At 68.4% G+C, this 22371-nt stretch carries 17 protein-coding genes and 3 pseudogenes; 7 read left to right on the top strand and 13 right to left on the bottom strand.

Features of this window, described 5'->3' with window-relative positions:
• Positions 1–2: 2 nt before the first annotated feature.
• Positions 3–624, bottom strand: a pseudogene (locus tag G4Q83_RS13345) (IS5 family transposase).
• Here G4Q83_RS13345 and G4Q83_RS13340 point away from each other — a divergent pair.
• Positions 604–942 (top strand): annotated as a pseudogene (locus tag G4Q83_RS13340) (transposase); the annotation flags it as partial. The pseudogenes G4Q83_RS13345 and G4Q83_RS13340 sit on opposite strands and share 21 nt — an antisense overlap.
• A 69-nt stretch (positions 943–1011) precedes the next feature.
• On the opposite strand, the gene pyrH reads toward G4Q83_RS13340, so the two are convergent.
• From pyrH to G4Q83_RS13285, 12 genes and pseudogenes are all read right to left on the bottom strand, one after another.
• Positions 1012–1734 (bottom strand): UMP kinase, encoded by a 723-nt coding sequence (pyrH, locus tag G4Q83_RS13335; RefSeq protein WP_128418576.1) that lies wholly within the window; start codon positions 1732–1734, stop codon positions 1012–1014.
• Between the two features lie 516 nt (positions 1735–2250).
• Complete coding sequence (locus tag G4Q83_RS13330; protein ID WP_128418575.1) at positions 2251–3732, bottom strand: hypothetical protein; 1482 nt, start codon at positions 3730–3732, stop codon at positions 2251–2253.
• Positions 3733–3955: 223 nt separating this feature from the next.
• Positions 3956–4037 (bottom strand): annotated as a pseudogene (locus G4Q83_RS24655) (UMP kinase); the annotation flags it as partial.
• A 131-nt stretch (positions 4038–4168) separates the two neighbouring features.
• Positions 4169–5680, bottom strand: coding sequence for a GGDEF domain-containing protein (locus G4Q83_RS13325; protein WP_128418574.1), 1512 nt, complete (start codon positions 5678–5680; stop codon positions 4169–4171).
• 121 nt (positions 5681–5801) lie between these two features.
• Positions 5802–6680 carry a translation elongation factor Ts gene (gene tsf / locus G4Q83_RS13320; protein WP_128418573.1) on the bottom strand — a complete coding sequence of 293 codons (879 nt, stop codon included), beginning with the start codon at positions 6678–6680 and terminating at the stop codon, positions 5802–5804.
• 149 nt (positions 6681–6829) lie between these two features.
• Positions 6830–7630: a 30S ribosomal protein S2 gene (gene rpsB, locus G4Q83_RS13315; protein WP_128418572.1), complete on the bottom strand. Its 801-nt coding sequence runs from the start codon at positions 7628–7630 to the stop codon at positions 6830–6832.
• Positions 7631–7899: 269 nt separating this feature from the next.
• Positions 7900–8505 carry a fimbrial biogenesis chaperone gene (locus tag G4Q83_RS13310; protein WP_386273151.1) on the bottom strand — a complete coding sequence of 202 codons (606 nt, stop codon included), beginning with the start codon at positions 8503–8505 and terminating at the stop codon, positions 7900–7902.
• A gap of 115 nt (positions 8506–8620) precedes the next feature.
• Positions 8621–8968 carry a hypothetical protein gene (locus G4Q83_RS13305; protein ID WP_128418570.1) on the bottom strand — a complete coding sequence of 116 codons (348 nt, stop codon included), beginning with the start codon at positions 8966–8968 and terminating at the stop codon, positions 8621–8623.
• 172 nt (positions 8969–9140) lie between these two features.
• On the bottom strand, positions 9141–10178 hold the full coding sequence (locus G4Q83_RS13300) for a Csu type fimbrial protein (protein ID WP_128418569.1): 1038 nt from the start codon (positions 10176–10178) through the stop codon (positions 9141–9143).
• The gene (locus G4Q83_RS13295; protein ID WP_128418568.1) at positions 10175–12514 is read right to left on the bottom strand and encodes a fimbria/pilus outer membrane usher protein; all 2340 of its coding nucleotides are present in this window, start codon (positions 12512–12514) and stop codon (positions 10175–10177) included. Before G4Q83_RS13295 ends, G4Q83_RS13300 begins: the two co-directional genes overlap by 4 nt.
• Before the next feature lie 10 nt (positions 12515–12524).
• Complete coding sequence (locus G4Q83_RS13290; RefSeq protein WP_128418567.1) at positions 12525–13289, bottom strand: fimbrial biogenesis chaperone; 765 nt, start codon at positions 13287–13289, stop codon at positions 12525–12527.
• Positions 13290–13296: 7 nt separating this feature from the next.
• A complete protein-coding gene (locus G4Q83_RS13285) occupies positions 13297–13821 on the bottom strand; it encodes a Csu type fimbrial protein (RefSeq protein WP_128418566.1) in 525 nt (174 codons plus the stop codon).
• A gap of 277 nt (positions 13822–14098) precedes the next feature.
• Between G4Q83_RS13285 and map the strand changes: the two genes are divergently transcribed.
• The 6 genes from map to asnB all read left to right on the top strand — a co-directional run bounded on the left by map (position 14099) and on the right by asnB (position 22227).
• Positions 14099–14875 carry a type I methionyl aminopeptidase gene (map, locus tag G4Q83_RS13280; RefSeq protein ID WP_128418565.1) on the top strand — a complete coding sequence of 259 codons (777 nt, stop codon included), beginning with the start codon at positions 14099–14101 and terminating at the stop codon, positions 14873–14875.
• Between the two features lie 29 nt (positions 14876–14904).
• Positions 14905–17511, top strand: a complete 2607-nt coding sequence (locus tag G4Q83_RS13275; protein ID WP_128418617.1) for a [protein-PII] uridylyltransferase — start codon at positions 14905–14907, stop codon at positions 17509–17511.
• Complete coding sequence (gene dapD, locus G4Q83_RS13270) at positions 17511–18539, top strand: 2,3,4,5-tetrahydropyridine-2,6-dicarboxylate N-succinyltransferase (RefSeq protein ID WP_128418564.1); 1029 nt, start codon at positions 17511–17513, stop codon at positions 18537–18539. The genes G4Q83_RS13275 and dapD overlap by 1 nt, the downstream gene beginning before the upstream one ends.
• Positions 18540–18595: 56 nt before the next feature.
• Entirely contained in the window at positions 18596–18952 is a 357-nt protein-coding gene (locus G4Q83_RS13265) for an arsenate reductase (protein ID WP_128418563.1), read from the top strand.
• A gap of 157 nt (positions 18953–19109) precedes the next feature.
• On the top strand, positions 19110–20243 hold the full coding sequence (gene dapE, locus G4Q83_RS13260; RefSeq protein ID WP_128418562.1) for a succinyl-diaminopimelate desuccinylase: 1134 nt from the start codon (positions 19110–19112) through the stop codon (positions 20241–20243).
• Positions 20244–20535: 292 nt separating this feature from the next.
• A complete protein-coding gene (asnB, locus tag G4Q83_RS13255) occupies positions 20536–22227 on the top strand; it encodes an asparagine synthase B (protein ID WP_128418561.1) in 1692 nt (563 codons plus the stop codon).
• The last annotated feature ends 144 nt before the right edge of the window (positions 22228–22371 follow it).

The raw sequence follows: 22371 nt of genomic DNA, 5'->3' as shown, positions 1-22371 counted from the left end.
GCTCATGCGAGCCAGACCATGGCGGCGGCCCGATGAATGGCGCCCAAGAAGTTGCATGCAGTCTTGTCGTATCGCGTTGCAATAGCGCGGTACTGCTTCAGACGCGCGAAGAAGTTCTCGATGAGGTGACGCGCCTTGTACAGACGACGGCTTGCGCGGTGGTGTCCCTGAGCAGGACATCGTCGCCTTCGAGATCGTGAGACTGTCCGGGCGTGAGGTGAAAGCCGCTTGGATTGCCCAGTGCATCGACCGCGGCGTGCATCTTGGTGCCCAGGCCGCCCCGGCTGCGTCCGATGGCCTGCTTGGACGCATCCCCCTTTTTGCACCAGCGCTGTGCTGGTGGGCGCGCACGATGGTCGAATCGATCAGCGCGTACTCGTTGTCCGCATCCTGTGCCAGGGCTCGGAAGAGCTGTTGCCACCCGCCACTGCGGCTCCAGCGCCAGTGGCGGGTGTGCACGACACGAAAGTCGCCAAAGCGTGCAGGCAGATCGCGCCAGGGGATGCCTGCGCGGTAGCGGCACAGCACGGCATCGACGAACAAACGGTTGTCCTTGGCCGTGGCGCCGGGCTGACCGGCCAATAGATCATCGTCCTTACCCCACCCAAGCACCTTCAACTGCATTTGATTGTCGACAACTACGCCACCCACAAGCATCCAAAGGTGAAGGCGTGGCTGGAAAAGCACAAACGCTTGCACATGCGTTTCACGCCGACTTCCAGTTCGTGGATGAACATGATCGAGCGCTTTTTTCGGGACATCACAGTATATTTGCGCGATGGTAGTTTCGGGTCGATACGCGAACTGGAAACTTCAATTGCCACGTTTCCAGCACTTCGAAATGCTCAACCGACGCGGTATGTCTGGAACGCCAAGGGCGAGGATATTTTGAGCAAAAATCAGCGCGCCCGTGAGGCGATGGCGTCACAGGCTCATGGGTAATTTATTTCGAGAACGGCACACTGGAGGCACGACGCTTTACGAGTCCCCAGTCCCGACAGTCTCGATTCTTCAGCTACGTCCCTTCACCAGCGTCCCGATCTCGGCGCCGCGCAGGATCTTCAGCAGTTCGCCGGGCTGGCCCATGTTGAAGATGCGCAGCGGCAGGTCGCTGTCGCGGGCCAGCGCGAACGCGGCGGTGTCCATCACCTCGAGGTTGCGGGCGATCACCTCGTCGTAGCTCAGGCGGTCGAAGCGTACCGCATCGGCGTGCTTCTTCGGGTCCATGTCGTACACGCCGTCGACCTTGGTCGCCTTCAGCAACAGGTCCGCGCCGATCTCTATCGCGCGCAGCGCCGCGCCGGAGTCGGTGGTGAAGAACGGATTGCCGGTGCCGGCGGCGAAGATTGCGATGCGGCCCTTCTCCAAGTGGCGGATCGCGCGGCGGCGGATGAAGTCCTCGCACACGTCGTTGATCTTGATCGCGCTCATCACCCGCACCTTGGCGCCGAGCTTCTCCAGCGCGTCCTGCATCGCCAGCGCGTTGATGACGGTGGCCAGCATGCCCATGTGGTCGCCGGTGACCCGGTCCATGCCGCCGGCGGCCAGCCCGGCGCCGCGGAAGATGTTGCCGCCGCCGATCACCAGCGCCACTTCCGCGCCGGCCTGCTGGGCCTCGATCACTTCATGGGCCAGGCGGTGGATGACCTTGGGGTCGATGCCGTAGTCGCCGTCCCCCATCAGCGCTTCACCGGAAAGTTTCAACAGGATACGGCGATAGGCGAGCTGGGACATGGCGACCTCGTTGGGGGACGGGCAAACCGGGTGATTCTAGCCGATCGGCGGTAGCGCGTCTGCGGTGTCGGCGTGCGTTCAGGCCGGGACGTCGATGGAGCGTGCGCTGACGCGATTGCAGCCGCCGAGCTTGGATCGGTACAGCCTATCGGCGGCGGCCCGCAGCAGTGCCTGCGCCGTGCTGAAGTGCTCGCGCCCGCCCTGGGGCGGTGCCGGCGGAAAACGGATGTGCGGCGGCCTGCTTTCGTGGAACTTCAATAGGTGAGCGCGACAATGCTTGCCTCTTTCTCAAGGCCAGCTCCGCCTTTTCCCGGAGTGGGGTCGAGAACGGTGAGAAACCAACGGCGTGAAAGCGGCGCGCCGGGAGAACGGCCAGCAGTTCGCTGCAGGTGTTCCATCGCACGCGCACAGCCGCTGCGCTTGTAGCGCAGCGGCAGCGCGACAGGTCGCGCCGGTGTTCACAGATCCAGTCGTCCCTTGGCCATTCGATGATGCGGCTGCCGGCGGGAAATGCCGCTAACTCTGCGCATCCGACGGAAGTAGCCTCTCTGCCGCCTCCAGAACATGACTGAAGGCGTGCTCGATGGCTTGATGGGCCGTATATGTTTCCAATTCCAGTTGATCGAACGAAATTGGGGCGAAATGCTTGTTTCGTCTGTAGCCAAAGACCGAATAGGCTTCGTTGAACGAGTGGCCTCCGCTATGAGACAACCACGCAGCGGTGGCGATCTGCGCCGCTTGTATCGGGAAATTGCGATCGGATTCGTGGTCGGAATCCATGATGTTGCGAAACACATGATCGAGGATGTTCGCCGAGCCAGACATGCCGACTCCCATGATCCGCTCCGCGCCGATGGCCGCAAAATCGTGATGGCTCAGGCCGGTCGAGGGGGACGGTCCTTTGCGTCGATCGATCGGACGGATGCCTTCACCCGATGTGGTCGCCAGTGCCGGGTGGATCCCCAGTTGATATGGAAGCAGCAAGCCGTGCAGATTGCTGGAAGGGTCTTGGATGCTCGAATCGCACGCGTTTCGTTGCGGAAGGATGACTGCCTCGTAAAACGCACTTGCCTTGTCTTTCAATTTTTCAAAGTTCGGTGCGGCCAACGCATGCTTGACGCACAGCGAGAGCACCAGTGACACTGACTTGTCGCCTTTGTAGGCGAGCAGTTTCGCAAGATTTTCCTTGCATGGGGTTGCAAGGAATGCTTTGAACTCGGGCAAATCCGAGCGCCAGGGCGCAGGGTCGATCCGCAGCCCTGCTGCGATGGTTTTCGCCAAATGCCCGGCGGTTTGCGTTCGGTAACTGTGCAAGTCGGTGAGTAGGTAATCAGCGACCTGATCGCGGACAGCAAGCATGCTGCTATCTGGATTATTTACAAGATATTCTGCAAGATGCGTCTCGAACAGTCTCCCGTATAGATTGTCGTTGCGTCGAGTGATGTAGAGTCCGTCCTGCATCGATGTGCGGATGCGATCAATTTTCCGAGTGAAATCCGCGCATTCGCGGGCTATTCCGCATGCAAGTTGCAAGGCGTTGCGCGCCGAGCGATGGGACAGATCGCCGGCCAGCCATGTGTCTCTCAGGATTGTTTCGATTTCTTTACGGGAGTCTGCGTCGGGAGGAAGGCATGCGCGGGCTGCCACCAATGCAGCGATCACGCACTCGCCCGGGCTGCGCTTTGGATCTTCACGTCGTATCGGTGTGATATGAAGAGGAGCCATGGTGTGTTTTTCGATGACAGCATGCGCATGTTTGGGAAGATTCCGTACGCCGAGGATTTTTCCAGTCCCGGAAAGCTGGAGATTCTTATTGTACTTTCCAGCAACTTCTGGGGGGATGGTTTTGCCGATCAGGCGATTCCCATGGCTGTTGGCGCCAGCGAAGAACCTCTTGAATCTGGAGCTCAAGCTGGATTCGGAAGTTTTGTTTTGGTGCGCGCCGGTGGTTGTTGAAGCCATTGGAACCGGGTGAATCATTTCAAGAGAGCCGAGCATGTTTCATCGCTGCGGGAAGATCCACTTGATTTTCGCGCTATTTTCCTTGGTTGAACAGTGGGAAAATTCTTGAGTGCCGGCGGTGGCAGATGTCGATGTGGTTCGGGGCCGCTGCGGAATTTCGATGAGGAGGTGTCCTGCTTCGATGGGACGCGGCAATGGCTTGGCTGCTGCTGTCGCCTAGGCGGCGCTTGGCCCTATGCGAAAACCCCCGCGTTCCGAAGGCCAGACCGTTGATGACCTTGGGGGTCGATGCCGTAGTCCCCATCCCCCATCAGCGCTGCGCCGGACAGTTCCAGTAGGATGCGGCGATTGGGCGAGCCGGGACATGATGATCTCGTTGCGCGCGCACGGGCACACCGCGCGCGTCCAGCCGACGCGCGGCCGGGGCTCTGCCGCCGGCATGGGCGGCGCGTGCCAGGGCGCGCCGCGGGGTTCAGGCCGGGGTGTCGCGCAACGAGCGCGCGGTGACGCGGTTGCGGCCGCCGTGCTTGGACCGGTACAGCATGTCGTCGGCCGCCTGCAGCAGTTCCTGGGCGGTGCCGAAGCACTCGCGCCCGCCCTGGGTGGCGACGCCGGCGGAGAAGCTGATGTACAGCGGCCCGCTCTTCGCCTCGGCCATCGGCCGCTGCGAGATATCGGCGAGGATGCGCCGGATCACGCTCAGCGCCGCCTCTTCGCTGGTGTTGGGCAGCAGCACCAGGAATTCCTCGCCGCCGAAGCGGGCCACGGTGTCGCTGCTGCGCAGCAGCGGCTGCAGGGTCTGCGCGAACGTGCGCAGCACTTGGTCGCCGATCAGGTGGCCGTGGGCGTCGTTGATCTTCTTGAAGTCGTCCAGGTCGATGAAGGCGATCGACAGCGGCCAGTCGTGGCGGCTGGCCAGTTCGAACTGCTGGTCGAGCAGGATCTCCAGCTGGTGCCGGTTGTAGACCCCGGTCAGCGCGTCGCGGCTGGCCTGTTCGGCCAGGCGGCGCGCGCGGTGCTCGGTTTCGTCGGCCCGGTGCTGTGCCTGTGCCGCGTTCTGGATCTCGCGCAGGTTGCGCAACACGATCAGTTCACGGGCATGGCTGATGATCGCTTCGATCCGCTGCGGTTGCACGATGCGCACGTCGAAGATCGGCCCGATCGCGGGCATCGCCGTGGCCATGCCGGCGATCATTTCGTCGAAGCGGTGGCTGTCCAGCTGCAGCTCGCGATAGACCCGCTGCACCGCGCGCGCGCGCGCGACATCGGTGTCGGTGGCCAGCCAGATGTCGGCGACGCAGCCGGACAGCAGCACGCAGCGGCCGAACGCGTCCGGCGCCGGTTCGGCGCCGGCGCCGGCGCCGCGGCCGATGCTGCGCTGCAGGTAGCCGGGCAGCCGCCATTTCTGTGCCAGCCAGGCGCCGACCTCGGCATGGTCGTAACCCAGCCGTTCGCGCTCCAGCGCGAGCAGGCCTTCGTCGTCGATGCTGTCGGCGTCGCGCAGCAGCGGCGCATAGTCGTCGTGGCAGATGTGCAGCAAGGCCAGCGCGCCCACGTCCTGCAGCAGCCCGGCCAGCATCAGTTCCTCGTGCTTGCCCAGCCCCACCGTCTGGCCGAGTTCGCGGCTGGCCAGCGCCGACAGCACGCTGCGCCGCCACAGCCGCTCCTGCAGGTCGCTGGAGGCGGTGCCGCTGCGCAGGCTCTGCGCCATCGAAAAACCCAGCGCCAGGCTCAGCGCGGCATTGAGCCCGAGCATGGTCAGCGCCTGGACCAGGTTGTCGATGCGGCGTCGGCTGGCGTACAGCGGCGAATTGGCGATGCGCAACATGCGCGCGCTGAGCGCCATGTCCATCGCGATGGCCTCGGCGGCGGTGGCCAGGTCCACGTCCGGATCCTGCGCCAGGTCGATGATGCGCAGCGCGATCCCGGGTGGCGATGGCAGGTTGCGGGAGTGAGCCAGGATGGCTTCGAGTTCAGGGCGCATGCGGTTCCACGTGAAGTGTAGTGGGGACAGTGGCGCGTCGCGCGTCCCAGCCCGCGCAGCGTACCACCGGCGAAAAAAAAGCCGCGACCAAGCGCGGCTTTTTCGTCCACGAGCGCCCGGATCAGGCCAGGCCGGCCTGCTTCATCACTTCGGCGGCGTAGTCTTCCACCACCTTCTCGATGCCTTCGCCCACGGCCAGACGCTGGAAGCCGATCACCTCGGCGCCGGCCGCCTTGACCGCCTGCTCGACGTTCTGGTCGGTGTTCAGCACGTACGGCTGGCCGTACAGGGTGACTTCGTTGACGATCTTGGCGATCTTGCCACTGATGATCTTCTCCAGAATGTCGGCTGGCTTGGCCTTGTCCTTTTCCGACATTTTGGCCAGCTCGATCTCTTTTTCCTTGGCGAGGAAGTCGGCCGGGACGTCGGATGCCTTCACGTGCGGCGGGTTCATCGCCGCGATGTGCATGGCGATGCCGCGGGCTAGTTCGGCATCGCCGCCCTTGACCTCGACCAGCACGCCGATGCGGCCGCCATGTACGTAGGCGGCGACGTTGTTGCCGCTGTCGATGCGCACCAGGCGGCGCACCTGCACGTTCTCGCCGACCTTGGCGATGACCGCGGCGCGGGCTTCCTCGACGGTCTCGCCGCCGGCCAGCCTGGCGCTCTTCAGCGCGTCGGCGTCGGCCGCGCCGCAGTTCAGCGCGGCCTGGGCCACAGCCGCGGCGAAGGCCAGGAAGCTGTTGTCCTTGGCGACGAAGTCGGTCTCGGAGTTGATCTCGACCAGCACGGCCTTGCCGCCGTCCTGGGCCACGGCGATGCGGCCTTCGGCGGCGACGCGGTCGGCCTTCTTGTCGGCCTTGGCCAGGCCCGACTTGCGCAGCCATTCGGCGGCGTTGTCGATATGGCCGGCGTTCTCGCTGAGCGCTTTCTTGCACTCCATCATGCCGGCGCCGGTGCGCTCGCGCAGTTCCTTGACCAGGGAAGCGGTGATTTCCACGGGATGACCTCACATAAGGTGGGAAAGGGCCGGCTTGCGGCCGGCCTGCAATTGTGGGGAGGCGGGCGCTTGCGGCGCCCGCGGACCCGGGCGCCGCAAGCGCGCCGGGCGGCGACTGCGCATGTTCGCGCAGTCGCATGGCGCGCCGGTTACTCGGCGGCGGGAGCGGCTTCTTCGGCCTTCTTGCCGTTCTTGCGCGGGCCGCGGCCCTTGTCGTCGCCGGCCTCGCTGCTGAACTCTTCCTCGCGCACGCTGGCGGCGTTCGGCGCGGCGGCCTTGCCTTCCAGCACGGCGTCGGCGGCGGCGCGCGCATACAGCTGCACGGCACGGATGGCGTCGTCGTTGCCCGGGATGGCGTAGTCCACCAGGTCCGGATTGTAGTTGGTGTCGACCACCGCGATCACCGGGATGCCGAGCTTCTTGGCTTCCTTGATGGCGATGTCTTCATGGCCGATGTCGATGACGAACAGCGCGTCCGGCAGGCGGTTCATTTCCTTGATGCCGCCCAGCGAGGCTTCCAGCTTGTCGCGCTCGCGGCGCAGGGTCAGCACTTCGTGCTTGACCAGCTTGTCGAAGGTGCCGTCGGTCTCGGCCGACTCCAGTTCCTTCAGTCGCGCCACCGACTGCTTGACGGTGCGGAAGTTGGTCAGCGTGCCGCCCAGCCAACGCTGGGTCATGAACGGCTGGCCGCAACGCTCGGCTTCTTCCTTCACCGAGTCGCGGGCGCTGCGCTTAGTGCCCAGGAACAGGATGATGCCGCGCTTCTGCGCGACGCTGGAGATGAAGTTCATCGCGTCGTTGAACAGCGGAACCGTCTTTTCGAGGTTGATGATGTGGATCTTGCCGCGCGCGCCGAAGATGTACGGCGCCATCTTGGGGTTCCAGTAACGGGTCTGGTGGCCGAAGTGGACGCCGGCTTCCAGCATCTGACGCATGGTGACCTGGGGCATGGGTGGCTCCTGAGGGGGAATTGCCCGGGCACGGCCGTCGATGGGGCCGCACGAGGCAGGCGCGGGCCGGTGGGCGCGCGCGGCAATTCCGGGGTTGGGCTTCCCTGTCGCTTCCGTGGCCGAACCTCTTGCGAGGCACCCCGGCACGGGGATGGGCGGCAGGTGTGGATTCGCCGGTGTCGTCCGGCGTGGACGTCTCGTCGACGTGGGTTGTCTGCAGAGGTTGCGGAGTATAGCGCCGGCCCCATGCCGGCGCAATGGTGCCGCGCTCAGTCGCCCAGGTCCAGCCGCCTTTCGGGCTGGCTGTCGATGCGGGCGACGAAATGGCCGTCGCGGAAGGCGTCGGCCACGCCCAGCAGCCGCCATTGCCGGCTCTGGCCGGCCAGCACGTAGCCGGCGAGGCTGTCGGCGATCGGGTGGTGCCGGCCCTGCGCGTCGAAGAACGTCAGGTCGGCGATGCGCGCATGCCGGTTGCCGGCATTGTGGATCAATAGCACGGGCCGCGCATCGTCCCCGGCCAGCCGCGCGGCCAGCGGCGGCGTGGTGGCTGGCCGTTCCGGCTGCACGAATACCGGGGCCGAGTAGCGCAGCAGCGCAGTGTCGCCAGGCGTGGCGCGTTCCTCCACCACCAGCCGGTAGGCATTCTCGCGGCTGGCCGGGACCGGACCCAGCCGCAGCCGCAGCAACTGGCGGCCGCCGGCAGGGATGTCGATCAGGCGCGGGCTGAGCGCGACATCGCTGGCCGGCTCCAGCAGATCCTGGTTGTCGTGCTGCTGCCAGCGGTACAGTCGGGCCTCGGCCTGCCACGGGGCGTGGCTGTGATTGTAGAACCAGACCACGGTTTGAGCGCTGTCCGCATCGATCTGCGACAGCACCGGCGCGATCGCGATCCGGCGGGCCGTCTGCGCCAGGGCGGCCGCCGCCGACAGGGCAACCAGGGCCAGGGTCGCACCGATGGCGGGAAAGCGGAAGGGCGGCGCGCGCGCATGTTCAGAACGTGAAGGTGGTGAAGCGCGCCGAGCCGCGTTTCGCGGTGGCGGCATCGGGCGTGGCGAACTGGGGGGACGCCGGCGTCAGGGCTGCCGTCTTGGAGGGCGGGCCGCCCTCGGCACGGGAGACCGCCAGGGGCTGGCTGCCGCCGCAACTGGGGGCACCCGCCGCGGCGTTCAGTTCACAGGCGCCGACCACGTGCAGGCCGATGCGCAGCGCCGTGCGCTCGGCGGCATGCGCCTGGAACGGCGCGACGAGGCAGGCGGTGACCAGGGTGGCCGCGATGCCCGAACGGGTGAAGAGCGCCGCGGTGGACGCCTGCGGGATGAAGGTGGAACACGTATCCACACGTGTCTGTATGTTGCCAACTATCATATAGCACACTATTTAAATGCGCGCCGCCCATGTCTGCGGTTGGGACGGGTTCGCGGAACGAGGCGGCTACAGCTTTGTGAATGCCTGACGCGTTTCATCGGCACGGGGATGCCCGAACTTTAGGTCGCTGGTCTGCGCGTGGGACCTAGTATGTGATCGTCGCGATCACCGTGTCGCTGTAGCTGCCGGCGACGGGGGTCTGCCCGGTGGGCACCCGGCCGTAGACGGTGAGGGTCTGGGTGTTGCCGTTGCCGATGCCGCTGAGTACGTCGGTGCCCACCGTCGAGCCCCAGCGGCGGCTGCGCGCGCTGTCGTGGTACAGGTCGTAGTTGATGTACGCGGCGCCGGCGCTGTGCTTCATCCGCCGCGCGCCGTTGGCCGCGTTGAGGCCGTCGCCCAGGCCGACGTTCCAGGCAGTGCGGTTGGTGCAGGCCATGCTGAGCGTGGCGACGCTGTCGACGCTGCGGTGGATGCTGCCGCCGACGCTGCCGAAGTCCAGGTCGGTGGCGACGTAGGCGCTGCAGCGCGGCGCCACCACGGCGCTGGCGGTGAACGGGAACGCGCCGGTGGCGCTCTTGGTGCCGGTGCCGCCGGCGGTGCAGGTCGCCGGCGTCGCTGGCGGGCCGATGATGCTTTCGTTGTACGAGTAGTTCAGCGCGGTGTTGGCGCTGCTGAAGACGCTGTTGTAGGCGCCGACCGACACCGTCTGCGCGGTAGGTACGCGCGCGTAGAGCGTCACGGTGAAGGTCTGCGAGCCGCCGGTGACCACCGGCACCGGGTAGCTGAAGTCCCAGGCCAGCGGGCCCGGGCCGCTGGTGTTGGCCAGGTTGCCCCAGATCGTGGTGCGCGCGGCGTCGGTGTAGATCTGGTAGGCGAGCACGTCGCTGGCGGCGTTGGTCATGCCTCGCGGGGTATAGGCGCCGTTGCCGGTGCTACCGTCGCCGATGCTCAGGCACATGCGCACGCGGGTGGCGCCCAGCACGCTCAGCGCAGCGGTGTTGCAGGCCACGTTGAAGGTGGCGGACACGTCGGTGTTGCCGGTGGCCGAGACCGTGCCGAACGCCAGCGCACCGACCGCGGTGGCGGTGCAGGTGGTGTCGGCGCGCGCGCGGCCCGGCAGCAGCAGCGCCAGAAGCAGCGCGGCCAGCACCGCGGCGGCCCGCACACCGCGAAGGGCGGTCATGGCGCCGGCTCCGGCCGGCATGCCAGCGGCCCCACCCGCGGCAACGGGGCGGACGCGTCGGGGTAGTCGAACTCCGCGCGGCAGGGGCCGTCCGGCGTGACCACGTCGAGCCGGTTGTGCGGCTGCAGGTTGTCGAGGAAGGTCTCGCCGTCGTAGCCGACCACGGCCGGCGGCGCGTCCTGGCCGTGCACCCGCACCGTGCTGCCCAGCGCCAGGGCGCGCCCCTGCGCATCCTGCAGCACCACGGTCGCGGCGCGGATCCGCTGCAGCCCGAAGCGCACCTGCAGGCCGGAGTGCTGGCGTGGAGTCACCGAGGCCTCCACCCGGTCCACCCGCAGGTCCGCGGGCAGGTCGAGCGCGTCGATCGACAGCCGGTTGCGCTGCCACGACTGCAGCGGCGTGACCAGCAGGATGCCGTTGCGGTCGGTGACGCCGATCGGGCGGTTCTCCAGCCGCACCGGTACCTCAGCATAGCCGTCGGTGGACACCAGCGCGAAGGCGTCGGCGATGTCGCGGGCGGCGAAGGTGTGGCCCTGCATCCATACCAGACTGCCGCTGGCGCTGGCATAGCCGTACTGGGTGTCGCCCCGGCTCGCGGCGCCGAACGCGTAGCGGCCGACCCGGTTGAGCCAGCCGATCTCGGCCAGGCCGCCGTTGCTGTCGTTGCCCGCGCTGGCCTGCACGCGCCAGCCCACCCCGCCGACCTCGCCATCGCCCGGCAACGGCTGGCTCAGGTCGGCGACCATGCTGGTGCGCGGCCCATTGCGCTGGATCGCGGCGCTGGCCTGGCGGCTCTGCCCCAAGCTGGTGGAGAGCGAGAAGTACAGGCTGCGGTCCGCGCCGGTGTGCAGGTTCTGGTTCAACGACAGGTTGGCGGACCAGTGGCCGCGGAAGGTCTGCGACCAGAACAGGCTGGCGTAGCGGGTGCTGTCCACGTGCGGGTAGCTCAGGCGCACGTAGCTGACGCCCAGCGAGCCGAAGCGGGTGAAGTTGACGCCGAGCACGGCGCTGTCGCTGGCGCGCACCGGCAGCGCGCCCTGCAGGGCACCGAGGTCGCGGTAGCCGTCCTGGGCGCGCTGGGTGTTCACGCTGGCGTTGACGTGGCGGTTGTTCCAGCTGTAGCCGAGCGTGTACTGGCCGCCCTGCCGCGCACCCATCCGGCCATGGGCATAGGCGAGGTTGACCACGCCGGCGTTGCCCAGCTGCCACAGACCGCCCACCCCCGCGGTGGCCACGCCGCCGCCGCCCTCGGCATGCAGTTCGTAGGTGCAGTCCTCGCGCACGCCGCGCCGCTGGGTCGCGCTGGCGACCAGCTCGGACTCGTAGGCGAACGAGCGCACGCCGTAGTCCTTGCGCAGATGGCCGATGCCGGCCGACCAGTCGGTCACGCCCTTGGCCAGCAACTGCTGGGTGCCGTAAAAGGCGAAGTCCAGCGTGCGGACGCGGCCGAAGGCGTCGGTGACCACGATCCGGGCATTCCCGTTGCCGCTGATGCCGGGCTGGGCGGCGAGCTGGAACGGTCCCACCGGCGCCTCGCCGTTGTATTGGCGCAGGCCATCGACGTACAGCTCCACGGTGGAAGGCACCACCGCCTCGCCGAGGAAGGTCGGGGTCGGCGTCAGCATCCGGTACGGCTGCAGCCCGTAGTTGCTGCCCACCTGCACGCCGCCGAGCCGTACCGAGCGGCTCCAGTCGACGAAACCGGTGTAGAAGTCGCCTACGCTGAGGCTGACCGCCGATTCCGGGAAGTCCAGCTGCCAGGCGCTGTCCAGGCGCACCGACTCGCCGTGCAGCCGCGAATCGTGGTGGCGCTCGCCGCCGCGCAGCACCAAGGTGCTGGTGAACAGGCCCGGCCCGCTGCCGAACGCGCGCAGTTCCGCGGTCAGCGCCACATTGCTGCTGGTCTGGGTGCGGGTGGCGTACAGGTCGTAGTTGAGCAGCACGCCGGGCGAGGCCGAGGCCGGCGGCGTCTCCTCGTCGGCGGCCTTGAGCACAGTGGTGGGCAGCGACAGCTGCTCCAGCGGCGCCTGCAGGGAGATCTGCTGCAGCGCCGCGTCGTAGCGCACGTCCACGTTCTGCAGTGTCTCCAGCGCGATCCAGTCGGCCGGCGCGCGCGCGGCCAGGGTGAAGCCCAGTTGGCGCAGGGTGGCGACCGTGGCGCGCAGGGTGCCGGCGCGCAGCTCGAACGGCGCCAGCCCGCGGTCGGTGCGGTTGACGGCGACGTCCAGGTACAGCGTCTGGGGCTCGGGTGCGGCGGGAGCGGGCGTCGGCGGTTCACCCGCGTCGGTCGCATCGGCGCGGCAGGAAAGCGGCGGGGACGCCAGGGCCGCGAGCATCAGCAGGCGCTCAAGGCGACGCGGACAGCGTGAGGAGCGTGCGCTCGTCCGCCTCACCGTTGATCCTTGCGGTGAACACACCCAGCGGGAAGGCGCTCAGCGGCCTGCCCAGCGACCAGCGCATGGTCTGGCCCGGCAGGACGTAGCCGACCAGGCCATCCAGCGCGAAGCGCGGCGAACCGTCGGCGATGTGCCGCAGGTCGGCGATCTGCGCGTGCGCGCTGCCGCGGTTGCCGACCTCCAGCGACGCGGTGCCGTCCGCATCGCGCCGCAGCCGCGCCCGCAGGTCCGGCTGCGGCGGCTGCGGCTGTCGCGGCAGCACGAATACCGGCACCGAGTAGCGCAGCACGAACTGCATGCCGGCGCGCTCGGCCTGCGGGCGCGGCAACTCGTCGACGATCACCCGGTAGGCCACCTCCTCCGCCGGTGCCGCCGGGTCGGCACGGATGACCCGGATCAGCTGGCGTTCGCCGGCCGGCAGCGAGCGCATCGGCGGGCTGATCAGCAGTTCCTGGGTGGGCTGCAGTTCCTCGTTGCCGTCGTGCTGGGTCCAGCGGTAGGCGCGCACCTGCACCTGTACCGGCGCGCTGCCGCTGTTGCTCAGCCACAGGCCGTCGGCGTTCTGCTCCGGCGCCAGGCTCAGCATGGTCGGTGCCAACTGCAGGCTCGCCGCCGCCGCCTGGCCGCCGCCGAGCGCGGCCAGCAGCGCCAGTCTCCACGAGAGCCCGCCGCGACGGCCTGCGCCGCGGCTTTCGCCCTGGTTCCCGGTTTTCATCGCGAGTTCAGTAGGTGATGGTGGCGGTGATGGTGTCCTGGTAGCTGCCGGCCGCGGCGTTGTTGCCGGCCGGGTTGGTCACGCGGCCGTACACCGGATAGACCTCGTTGTTGCCGGTGGCGCTGCGGCTGAGGGTGTTGGCGCCGGCGGTGCTGCCCCAGACCGTGCTGCGGCCGGTGTCCTGGTAGAGCTGGTAGCCGACGTAGTTGTTGGTGGTCACGGTGGCATCGGTGAGCTTCATGCGCCGCGTGGTCACGTCGTTGGCGGTGCTGGCGTGGGCGCCGGCGCTGAGCGCGATGCTGTAGGGGGTCTGCGCGGTGCACTGGGCGGTCACGCTGCCCTGCGCGTCGGCATTGCTGGTGGAGGTCGACAGCACCGAGCCGAAGTCCATGTCCACCGCCGCGGCGGCCGTGATCGTGCAGGCCTTGGTGACGGTCATCTTGACGTTGAACGTGGTGGTGTCCGCGGCGGCGGCATCGGCGGAAGCCGTGGCCAACACGGCACAGGTGAGACAGGACAGGACAGTACGCATTGACAATTTCCTTGACTCCGGGGGTCTATCTGCAGTGACGAGGAGTTCGGGCTGGTCTTTGCACCGGCCATGCCAGCTATGTGCAGTTGTAACCGTCCAACCGCTTGTTTTCCGTGATTTTAATCACTCTTCGCCAGGGCCATTCTTTTGACGTTGCGGCGCGCCGCGATGAATGGGATGCCTTCACCGGACTGGATTGGCACTCACTTTCCCTTCATGGCCTGAACGGGTATCAGGGGTGCGTTCAGATTCGGCGCGGATCGGCGATAATCCGGGCATGAGCGTCAATCTGAAAACCAAACAGGAAATCGAACTGATGCGCGTGGCCGGGCGATTGGCCGCCGAGGTGCTCGACGTGGTCGCCCCGCATGTGAAGCCGGGCGCCACCACCGCCGAACTCGACCGCATCTGTCACGACCACATCGTCAACGTGCAGCAGGCGGTGCCGGCCAACGTCGGCTACCGCGGCTACCCGAAGACGGTGTGCAGCTCGGTGAACAACGTGATCTGCCATGGCATCCCCAACGACAGCAAGGTGCTGAAGGACGGCGACATCGTCAACATCGACGTCACCGTGATTAAGGACGGCTGGCACGGCGACACCAGCCGCATGTACTACGTCGGCACGCCGTCGGTGATGGCGCGGCGCCTGGTCGAGGCGACCTACGAGGCGATGTGGCGCGGCATCCGCGCAGTGCGGCCGGGCGCCACGCTGGGCGACGTCGGCAACGCGATCCAGCAGTACGCCGAAAGCCAGCGCTTCAGCGTGGTGCGCGAGTATTGCGGCCACGGCATCGGCAAGGTCTACCACGACGAACCGCAGGTGCTGCACTACGGCCGTCCCGGCGAAGGCCTGTTGCTGAAGCCGGGCATGACCTTCACCATCGAGCCGATGATCAACGAGGGCTTGCGCTACACCCGGGTGCTGCCGGACGGCTGGACCGTGGTGACCAAGGACCGCAAGCTGTCGGCGCAATGGGAGCACATGATCGCGGTCACCGAGGACGGCGTGGATGTGCTGACCCTGTCGCCCGGCGGCCTCGGCGAGCCGTGAGCCTGCTGCCGGCCGGCAGCGACGCCGGCATGCCCGATGCGGCCGCCGACGATGCCGACTGGGCTGCGGCCGCCCGGCAGTTGCTGGCCCAGGCCGACGCGCGGCTGAGCAAGCGCTTCGACCACGGCGACGCCATCGACCGCCTGCTGGCGCTGCGCGCGCGCGCGCTGGACCAGTTGATCGGGCACGCCTGGAGCCGCTGCCTGCCGCGCGACGCCGGGCTGGCGCTGTTCGCGGTCGGTGGCTACGGCCGCGGCGAACTGTTCCCGCGCTCGGACATCGACCTGCTGGTGCTCGGCGAAGCCGGGCGCCAGCGCGCGCACGAACCGGCGTTGGCGCGGCTGTTCGCACTGCTCTGGCACGCCGGCGTGCCGGTGAGCCATGCGGTGCGCTCGGCCGCGCAATGCACCGCCGCCTGCGCCGACCAGACCGTGCTGACCGCGCTGATCGAGGCGCGCCCGCTGCTCGCCGACGCCGCGGCCAGGGCGTCGCTGGCCGCGGCGATCGCGCCGCAGCAGGTATGGCCGCCGCGCGAATTTTTCCTTGCCAAGCGCGAGGAACTGCAGCTCCGCCACCAGCGCTTCGGCGACACCGCCGACAACCTGGAGCCGGACATCAAGGACGGCCCGGGCGGACTGCGCGACCTGCATACGCTGGGCTGGATGGCGCTGCGCGCGTTCGGCGTGCGCGATCTGCAGGCGCTGGTCGGGCTGGGCCACGTCGGCAACGACGAGGCCGACGCGCTGGCGCGCGAGCGCAAGGCGCTGGCGCGGTTGCGCTTCGGCCTGCACCTGGTGGCCGGTCGCTTGGAGGAGCGGTTGCGCTTCGATTATCAGAAGGCGCTGGCGCAGCGCCTGGGCGATGTCGACGATCCGGAGAGCCTGGGCGTCGAGAAGATGATGCAGCGCTTCTATCGCAGCGCGGCGCTGATCCGGCGCATCAGCGACCGGCTGCTGCAGCGCTTCGAGGAACAGTTCGACGGCGAGGTGCAGCCACGGCTGCTGGGCGGCGGCTTTTCGCTGCGCCGCGGCTACCTGGTCGCCGACGCCGCCGCTTGGCCGCAGGCCGATCCGATGCAGGTGTTCGCGCTGTTCGCGACCTGGGCCGCGCACGGCGAGGTGCACGGCCTGCATTCGCTGACCGCGCGGGCGCTGGCCGAAGCGCTGCCGCGCCTGCCCGCCTACGACAGCGCCGGCGCGCCGGCGCGCGAGCGTTTTCTGGCCTTGCTGCGCGGCCCGCGCGCGGTGCAGACGCTGACCCGGATGGCACGGCTGGGCGTGCTCGGGCAGTGGATCCCGGCGTTCGCGCAGGTGTCCGGGCGCATGCAGTTCGACCTGTTCCACGTGTACACGGTGGACCAGCACACGCTGATGGTGCTGAAGAACATCGCCGTGTTCGCCGGCGCGCGCGCCGACGACCGTTTCTCGATCGCGCACGAGGTCTGGCCGCGGCTGCGCAAGCCGGAGCTGCTGTTGTTGGCCGGGCTGTTCCACGACATCGCCAAGGGCCGCGGCGGCGACCATTCCGAACTTGGCGCGGTCGACGCGCGCGTGTTCTGCGCCGGCCACGGGCTCAGCGCGGCCGATACCGAACTGGTCGCCTGGCTGGTCGAGCAGCACCTGCGCATGTCGGTGACCGCGCAGAAGCAGGACATCTCCGATGCCGAAGTGATCCACCGCTTCGCCAGCCTGGTCGGCGACCGCGAGCGCCTGGATTATCTGTACCTGCTGACTTGCGCCGACATCGCCGGCACCAGCCCCAAGCTGTGGAACGCGTGGAAGGACCGCTTGCTGGCCGACCTGTACTTCGCCGCCCGGCGCGCGCTGCGCGACGGCCTGGAGCATCCGCGGCCGGTGGCCGAGCACGTGCAGGAGGCGCGCGAGGCCACCCGCGCGCTGATGCACATCCAGGGCCACGACGACGCGGTCATCGACCGTCAGTTCGCCGGCATGCCGGACGAGAGCTTCCTGCGCTTCCGCCCCGAGCAACTGGCCTGGCAGGCGAGTTCGCTGATGGAAGTGGAACTGGGCGGCACCCTGGTCAAGGTGCGCCCGGTCACGCCCGACGACGATGCGCTGGAAGTCTTCGTGTATTCCCCGGACCGCGACGGCCTGTTCGCCGCGATCGTGATGACCCTGGACCGGCTCGGCTACGGCATCCACCGCGCCCGCGTGCTCGATGCGCCGCACGAGGCGATCTTCGATACCTTCGAGGTGATGCCGGCTGATGCCTTCGCCAGCGGCGACACCGCGCAGCTGGAAGCGGCGCTGCGCGAGGCGCTGAGCGGCGACCTGACCCGGCTGCGCCCGGCGCGGCGCGTGGTGCCGCGGCAGCTGCGGCATTTCCGTTTCGCGCCGCGCATCGAATTCCGCGAGAGCGTGGACGGCCGCCGCACCCGACTGAGCCTGGTCGCGCCGGACCGGCCCGGCCTGCTGTCGAACGTGGCGCAGGTGCTGCGCCGCCACCAGCTGCGCGTGCACGACGCGCGCATCGCCACCTTCGGCGAGCGCGCCGAAGACCTGTTCCAGATCACCGACGAGCACAACCTGCCGTTGCCCGACGCTTCCCGCCAGGCGCTGCACGCCGCATTGCAGGCCTGCCTGGATCCCGATACCCCGCCTGGAGAATCACGCTAATGGCCATCAAGAAGCTTGCCGCCATCAAGAAGCCTGCCGCCGGCAAGAAGCCCGCTGCCCCCAAGCCCGCCGCCAGGAAGGCCACCGCGAAGAAGGCCGCGGTCAAGACCGTCGCCGCCGCCGCGGCCGCCCAACCCGCGGCCGCGCCGAAGGCGCCGGCCAGGCCGCTACGCGCCAAGCCGGCCGCTGGCCCCAGCGCCGACGAGCTGAAGTTCACCATCGACAGCGCCTTCGAACGCCGCGCCGCGTTGACCCTGGACGAGATCGAAGGCTCGACCCGGCCGGTGGTCAACCGCGTCATCGACGGCCTGGAAAGTGGCGAGTTCCGCGTCGCCGAGCCCGACGGGCGCGGCGCCTGGACGGTCAACGAGTGGCTGAAGAAGGCGGTGCTGCTGTACTTCCGCGTCAACGAGATGACCGTGGTCGAGGCGCAGCCGGCGCCGTTCTGGGACAAGGTCGAATCGCGCTTCGCCGGCTACCACGAGGCCGAGTTCCGCAAGGCCGGCGTGCGCGTGGTGCCGGGCGCGATCGCGCGCCGCGGCAGCCACTTCGGCAGGGACGTGGTGCTGATGCCGAGCTTCACCAACATCGGCGCGCACGTGGGCGAAGGCACCATGGTCGATACCTGGGCCACGGTGGGGTCGTGCGCGCAGATCGGCAAGCACTGCCACCTGTCCGGCGGCGCCGGCATCGGCGGCGTGCTCGAGCCGCTGCAGGCCGGCCCGACCATCATCGAGGACCACTGCTTCGTCGGCGCGCGTTCGGAAGTGGTGGAAGGCGTGGTGGTCGGCCACCACAGCGTGATCGGCATGGGCGTGTTCATCGGCCAGAGCACGCGCATCTACGACCGCGCCACCGGCGAGATCTCCTATGGCTACGTGCCGCCCTGCAGCGTGGTGGTGTCCGGCCAGCTGCCGGCCAAGGACGGCTCGCACTCGCTGTACTGCGCGGTGATCGTCAAGCGGGTCGACGCCAAGACCCGCGGCAAGACCAGCGTCAACGAACTGCTGCGCGGCCTGGCCGATTGACGCATCCTCGTGCGCCCGGCAGACGGGCGTTTCTGCGCTTTTTCGGGACATCGCCGATGACCACGCTGTACGGACTGAAGAACTGCGACACCTGCAAGAAGGCGAGGAAGTGGCTGGACCGTTTCGGCATCGCCCACACCTTCGTCGATTACCGCGAGCACACGCCCGCCCCCGAGACCGTGCTCGAATGGGCCGGCAAGGCGGGCGGCTTCGACGCACTGGTCAACAAGTCCTCGACCACGTGGCGGCAACTGCCGGACAACAGGAAAATGCCCGTTTCCGAGGCCGAGTGGAAACTGTTGCTGCGCGAGCATCCGCAACTGATCCGGCGGCCGCTGGTCATCACCGGCGACGGCCGGCTCAGCCAGGGCTTTTCCGACAACGGCTTCAAGCAGCGCTTCGGCGTGGGCTAGGCGTCAGTCGTGCTTGCGCTCCCTGTAGGAGCGGCTTCAGCCGCGACCATGGCCCAAAGGATGTCCGAGCGCACGTCGACCGTTCGCACTGCAGGCGTGCGTGGCACGCTCTGCATCCTGTCGCGGCTGAAGCCGCTCCTACAGTGGTTTCCTACTCATGTCCGACGTTGTTGACCTTACCTGCGAACTGATCGCCCGCGCGTCGCTGACGCCCGACGACGCCGGCTGCCAGGAACTGATCGCGCAGCGGCTGGCGCGCGCCGGCTTCGCCATCGAGCGGCTGCGCTTCGGCCGGGTCGACAACCTGTGGGCCACCCATGGCGCCGGCAACCACGGCCCGGTGCTGGCGCTGCTCGGCCACACCGACGTGGTGCCGCCGGGACCGCGCGAGGCCTGGGCCAGCGATCCGTTCGCCCCGCAGATCCGCAACGGCGTGCTGTACGGGCGCGGCGCCGCCGACATGAAGAGCGGGGTGGCCGCGTTCGTGGTCGCCGCCGAGCAGTTCGTCGCCGCGCATCCGGACCATCCCGGCACGCTGGCGCTGCTGCTGACCTCCGACGAGGAAGGCGACGCGTTGGACGGCGTGCGCAAGGTCGCCGAGACCTTGCGCGCGCGCGGCGAGCGCATCGACTGGTGCATCACCGGCGAACCGTCCTCCACGGAGCGGCTCGGCGACCTGCTGCGCGTCGGCCGCCGCGGCAGCCTGTCCGCCGCGCTGACGGTGCGCGGAGTGCAGGGGCATGTCGCCTATCCGCACAAGGCGCGCAACCCGATCCACCTGGCCGCGCCGGCGCTGGCCGAACTGGTCGCGCGGCACTGGGACGACGGCTACGAGCGCTTCCCGCCGACCAGCCTGCAGATCTCCAACCTGCACGCCGGCACCGGCGCCAGCAACGTGATCCCCGGCGACCTGCAGGCGGCCTTCAACCTGCGCTACACCCCGCACTGGGACGCGCCGCGGCTGGAAGCGGAGATCGCCGCGCTGCTCGACCGCCACGGCCTGGACTACAGTGTGCGCTGGCATCGCAGCGGCGAACCGTTCTATACCCCCGAAGGCACGCTGCGCAGCGTGGCGCGGCAGGTGCTGGGCGCCTTCGCCGGTGCGCCGCCGGAGGAAAGCACCGGCGGCGGCACCTCCGACGCGCGCTTCATCGCGCCGCTGGGCGCGCAGTGCATCGAGGTCGGCCCGGTCAACGCCAGCATCCACCAGGTGGACGAGCACGTGCACGTGGCCGATCTGGAGGCGCTGCCGGCGCTGTACCTGCGCCTGATCGAACGGTTGCTGTCGTAACGGTTGCGCCGCTGTGCCGGCCGGGTTACGTTCGCCGCATGACCTCGCTGTCCGCGCTCCGCCCGACCCCCGTCAACGGCCGCAATAATGCGCTGGCCGGCAATCGTGCGCGGCCGATGCGGGTCTGCGACTAGGCGCTACCGAAACACCACGCCCAGCCTCCAGAAAACCCGCATCGGCCGATGCGGGTTTTTTTATGCATGCGTGGGATGCGTGGTTCCCTCCACAAGAACCCGGCCATCCATGGCCGGGGATTGAAATAAGACCAACCCCCCACGACCAGGAGTTCTCTATGTGTTCGATCTTCGGCATCTTCGGCCTGCAACCCGGCGACGACGTGCAGGCGCTGCGCCGGCAGGCGCTGGAGTGCTCGCAGCGGCAGCGCCATCGCGGCCCGGACTGGAGCGGCGTGTATGTCGACGACGGCGCGATCCTGGTGCATGAGCGCCTGGCCATCGTCGATCCGGCCGGCGGCGCGCAGCCGCTGCTGTCCGCCGACGGGCAGCTGGCGCTGGCGGTCAACGGCGAGATCTACAACCACCGCGAACTGAAGGCGCAGTTGGCCAGGCCCTACGCGTTCCAGACCGGCTCGGACTGCGAGGTGATTAATGCGCTGTACCGCGAGGACGCGCCGGCCGCGCTGCTCGACCGGCTCAACGGCATCTTCGCCTTCGCGCTGTGGGACAAGGCCGCCGGCCGCGTGCTGCTCGCGCGCGATCCGATGGGAGTGTGCCCGCTGTACTGGGGCCACGACGCCCAGGGCCGGCTGCGGGTGGCCTCGGAGATGAAGGCGCTGGCCGACAGCTGCGCCGACGTCGCCCAGTTCCCGCCCGGCCACTACTACGATGGCGCCAGCGGCGAGCTGCTGCAGTACTACCACAAGCCGTGGCGCGACTACGCGGCGGTGCAGGGCGTGGAGGTGGGCAAGCAGGAACTGCGCGAGGCGTTCGAGCGCGCCGTGCACCGCCAGTTGATGACCGACGTGCCGTACGGCGTGCTGCTGTCCGGCGGCCTGGATTCGTCGCTGGTGGCGGCGGTGGCCGCGCGTTTCGCGCGCAAGCGCATCGAGGACAACGACCAGGCCGAGGCCTGGTGGCCGCGCCTGCATTCGTTCGCGATCGGCCTCAACGGCTCGCCCGACCTGGCCGCCGCGGCGATCGCGGCCGAGGCCCTGGGCACCGTGCACCACGGCTTCGAGTACACTTTCGAGGAAGGCCTGGACGCGCTGCCGGAGGTGATCCGGCACATCGAGACCTACGACGTCACCACCATCCGCGCGTCCACGCCGATGTTCCTGCTGGCGCGGCGGATCAAGGCGATGGGGGTGAAGATGGTGCTGTCCGGCGAGGGCAGCGACGAGATCTTCGGCGGCTACCTGTACTTCCACAAGGCGCCGAACGCGCGCGAGTTCCACGAGGAGCTGGTCCGCAAGCTGGATGCGCTGCACAACTACGACTGCCTGCGCGCCAACAAGTCGATGATGGCCTGGGGCGTGGAGCCGCGCGTGCCGTTCCTGGACGTGGAGTTCCTGGACGTGGCGATGCGCATGGACGCGCAGTACAAGATGGCGGGGGTGGGCGCCGATGGCCGCAAGCGCATCGAGAAGGCGGTGCTGCGCGAGGCGTTCGCGGGCCATCTGCCCGAGTCGATCCTGTGGCGGCAGAAGGAGCAGTTCAGCGACGGCGTCGGCTACGGCTGGATCGACGGGCTGAAGGCGCAGGCGCAGGCGCAGGTCGGCGACCGCGAACTGGCCGCGGCCGACAAGCGCTTCGCGGTCAACCCGCCGCAGACCAAGGAAGCCTATTACTACCGCACGCTGTTCGAGCGCGCGTTCCCCACCCCCGCCGCGGCCGAGACCGTGCCCGGCGGCAAGTCGATCGCCTGTTCCTCGCCGGCGGCGATCGCCTGGGATGCGAGCTTCGCGACGATGGCCGATCCGTCCGGCCGCGCGGTGGCCGGCGTGCACGACCAGGCCTTGGCGTGAGCGCCGTCGCGCGGCTGGCGAGGCCGCTGTCGGCTGCGGCTGGATCGTCCGTGCCACGCCGCCGCCGCGACCGTGCAGGACGGCGGCGTGGCTGCTTGCGCCGGGGACGGTCCGCTTTCGATGCCCGCAACCGCGCGAGGGCGG

This window comes from Xanthomonas theicola, from assembly GCF_014236795.1.
GTDB classification, from domain to species: domain Bacteria; phylum Pseudomonadota; class Gammaproteobacteria; order Xanthomonadales; family Xanthomonadaceae; genus Xanthomonas_A; species Xanthomonas_A theicola.
This window is presented reverse-complemented; position numbering and strand designations above follow the sequence as displayed.